The sequence below is a fragment of the Chrysiogenia bacterium genome, assembly GCA_020434085.1.
GTDB lineage: Bacteria > JAGRBM01 > JAGRBM01 > JAGRBM01 > JAGRBM01 > JAGRBM01.
Genome location: JAGRBM010000220.1, coordinates 1 through 3,140 on the forward strand (window position 1 = coordinate 1; position 3,140 = coordinate 3,140).

Sequence of the window (3,140 nt, forward strand, 5' to 3'; positions counted from 1 at the left end):
CGCCGTCTTTGACAGTGATGAAGCGCGGCAACCATCCCGTGCGCGGCCCGACGCAGCCGGTGGTTTCGAGGCCGTAGAGGAACTCCCACTCGCAGAAGGGATTGCCCGCGCCGACCAGCGCGTTCCAGCTCGCTGGATCAATATCCCTCAGAGACTCGATCACCTCGGGCGTGAGGGTCGGGGCTTTCTGCGCATTCACAAGAGTTCCCCGGGCTTGCGTGCGACCACGGCGAGCCAGGGTTGCTCCTCGCGCGGCTTGTCCTTGGGGCGGTAGTAGTGATGCACCACTTCAAAGCCGGCCGCTTCGAGAAGTGCGGCGTAGGCCTCGAACTCCATGTAGTTGCCATAGCGCGCGCCGTTCATTCCCTCCCCGTCACCGCGCGGGTTGGAGGAGAAGAGCACGCCGCCGGGCCGGAGCGCGGCGAATAGTTCCCCCAAGACGCGCGGTAGCTCCGCGCGCGGCACGTGAAAGAGCGAGGCGTTGGCGAAGATGCCGTCGAAGGATTCGGCGGGCAGGTCGAGCGCGATGAAATTCTGGTGCAGCACCTCGCAGCCAGAATGGGCGCGCGCCATCTCACAGAACTCCGCCGTCCCGTCGAGGCCGACGGGATCGTGACCCTGATCGGCAAACCACTTCACATCCCGGCCCGGACCACAGCCGAAATCCAGAATCCGCAGGCCCTTGCGCGCCGGCAGCGCGCCGAGCAGAGCCTCGTAGTTCTGCGTAACGTCGTGGTCCTTCGTTCCCTCCCAGAACGGCACGGCGCGCCCCTCGTAGTAGGAGATCGTCAGGCCCGTCACCTGGGCCGATTCGTCGGATTTGGGACCGCCACTCATGCTCATCGCTTCTCTAGCGCACGAGGCAACTCCGAAGGAAGCGGGCTGCTTCTTCGAAGGTGAATTGCCCGCCGCAAGGCGGCGTCAGTGCGCGATCTTTTTGTCGGTGAACAGGTAGTCCTTGAGCTCTTTGTCGAAGGTCTTGTCCTTGCGGCGGATCCATTCGAGGATCATCGCGGCGTGCTCTTTTTCCTCGTCGCGGTTGTGCCTCAGAATGGCCTTGAGCGCATCGTCCTTGCAGGCGTCCACGCGCTGGTTGTACCAATCGACGGCTTCGAGCTCTTCCATCAGTGACTGGATCGCGCGGTGCATGTCGCGGGTTTCGTCTGAGAGCTCTTCAATGGGTTCGTGAAATCCTTCGTTGGCCATGGGTCAGTTCCTCCTGCGATGCTGTCGCTGATCGGGAACATAGCGCACTTTGCCGCTCCGGGCTGCCCCTGCGCCCTATTGACGGAGCAGGCCGCTTGGGTCAAAGACCCTCCCACCATGAGCGAAAAGCGCGACACAACTCTCATCCTGGCCTCCACCTCTCCGCGGCGAAAGCAGCTTCTTGAAGATGCGGGGCTGAGCTTCCAGGTCGTCTCCCCTCCGGGCGAGGAAGTCGCCCCCGAGCCCGGCGAGGACCCGGCGGCCTACGCCGAGCGTGCCGCCGTCGCCAAGGGCCTCGAAACGGCCACCCACCTGGCGGCGACGATGGAGGGCGAGAAGTGGATTCTCGCTGCCGACACAGTCGTAACCATTGGCGGCGAGATTTTGGGAAAACCTGAAGACGATGCCGACGCGCTGCGGATGCTCCTGCGCCTGACCGGCGTGACCCACAAGGTCCACACCGGCTTTGCCATCATCGGCCCGGACGGCGAGAAGGCCTTCAGCAAGTCGGTCAAGACCGGCGTGGATTTCTCCAAGCCTGCACGCGAGCGCCTCGAAGCCTACGTCGCCACGGGTGAGCCCCACGACAAGGCCGGCGCCTATGCCATTCAGGGCAAGGGCGCGTTCCTGGTCCGTTCGATCACGGGTTCCTATACGAATGTGGTGGGATTGCCGGTCGCCGATGTGAGCAAGGCGCTTGCCGACCTGGGCGTGCTGGAGAAACTGCAGCGCGAGAAGTGGTGACAAAGAGAGGGCGGGTAGACCCCGCCCCTACGTCTCGGGTCATGTAGGGGCGGGGTCTACCCGCCCTTTTCATTCACCGCCGCCGGTTCGCTCGATCATCCAGCCCACATAGAACGTCACGCTTCCCAGAAAGAGCATCAGATACTCGTTGCGCATGCCGTGCTCGGGGTTGTTCATCCCCTCCATGAGCCCGAAGGCCAGCAGGCTCATGCCGAAGAGTTCGATGCCTTTTGCCACGTAAAACTTCATATTCGTCACAATCCGGAGGTTTCGGCGGGGCATCGCTGCCCTGCCGACGCGCGGGGAGTTTGACGCTGCAGCGCGGCACAATTCAAGCCTTCCCCGACATGGCCTGCGCAGATGCGTAGTACAGGCCTGCCTTGCAGCCCGGGATTTCGATCGCCTACAGTACACAGCGTTTCGAATGCGGGGAATGACGACTGCCTTGGGAAGGGCAGCCCGCCGAGTTGTCCCTGAGGGGGGAGCAAGTCGGCCATGGGAGTTGCGCGCGGGAATCGCGTGCAGATGGGTTCCAGAACCCGGGGGCTCGAACATGCGCAATGATTCCGATACCGAGGCGGCCGCTGCGCCGCCCAATGAATCCCGAGAATTCATCCACGAGTGCAACAACCTGCTCGCGGGCATCCTCAATGCGACCGCACTGATGCGCCGTGCGCGCAGCGAAGAAGACCGCGAGGAAGCCATTGCCCTCATCGAGGACGCCGTGGCCCGCGCGCAGAAGAAGATCCAGCACGTGCCGGACCTGCTGGCACGCGCGGTCGGCTCCCTCGCGCGAGAGAGCATGGTCTCCGACGATGAGGCCGAAACCGTCCCCACCGCGCTGGGTGAGGGGCCGGTCGAGAGCACCGAAGCCCATACCGTCCTGGTGGCCGAAGACGACGACATGAACCGGCAGCTTCTCCGAAAGCTGCTCGAGAGCACCGGCAAGTGGATTGTGATCGAGGCCGAGAATGGGCTGCAGGCGGTCGAACGCTATCGCAACGGCCCGACCGACCTGGTTCTGCTCGACATGGCGATGCCGGGGCTCGGCGGCGCCGAGGTGCTTGAGCGCCTGCGGGTGGTGAACTCGCGCGTGCGCGTGGTGTTTCTGAGCGGTTATGTCGATCCCCACAGCCCGCTGCTGCGTGAGCGCAACGTGGTGGGGTATCTGCAAAAACCGGTTGAGGCCG

General features: G+C 63.9%; 6 protein-coding genes. 2 read left to right on the forward strand and 4 right to left on the reverse strand.

Features of this window, described 5'->3' with window-relative positions:
* The 3 genes from KDH09_07155 to KDH09_07165 form a co-directional block, all read right to left on the reverse strand.
* The coding region (locus KDH09_07155) for an N-acetyltransferase (protein ID MCB0219453.1) at nucleotides 1-199 on the reverse strand (199 nt) is incomplete at its 3' end.
* Nucleotides 196-837 carry a class I SAM-dependent methyltransferase gene (locus KDH09_07160; protein ID MCB0219454.1) on the reverse strand — a complete coding sequence of 214 codons (642 nt, stop codon included), beginning with the start codon at nucleotides 835-837 and terminating at the stop codon, nucleotides 196-198. The genes KDH09_07155 and KDH09_07160, both read right to left, overlap by 4 nt.
* 84 nt (nucleotides 838-921) lie before the next feature.
* Nucleotides 922-1,206, reverse strand: a complete 285-nt coding sequence (locus tag KDH09_07165) for a ferritin (GenBank protein ID MCB0219455.1) — start codon at nucleotides 1,204-1,206, stop codon at nucleotides 922-924.
* Between the two features lie 117 nt (nucleotides 1,207-1,323).
* On the opposite strand from KDH09_07165, the gene maf reads away from it, so the two are divergent.
* On the forward strand, nucleotides 1,324-1,950 hold the full coding sequence (gene maf / locus KDH09_07170) for a septum formation protein Maf (protein MCB0219456.1): 627 nt from the start codon (nucleotides 1,324-1,326) through the stop codon (nucleotides 1,948-1,950).
* 69 nt (nucleotides 1,951-2,019) lie between these two features.
* Here the strand turns inward: maf and KDH09_07175 are convergent, their stop codons facing one another.
* Entirely contained in the window at nucleotides 2,020-2,199 is a 180-nt protein-coding gene (locus KDH09_07175; protein ID MCB0219457.1) for a hypothetical protein, read from the reverse strand.
* A 304-nt stretch (nucleotides 2,200-2,503) separates the two neighbouring features.
* On the opposite strand from KDH09_07175, the gene KDH09_07180 reads away from it, so the two are divergent.
* Nucleotides 2,504-3,140: response regulator (locus KDH09_07180; protein ID MCB0219458.1), on the forward strand; the 637-nt coding region annotated here is incomplete at its 3' end.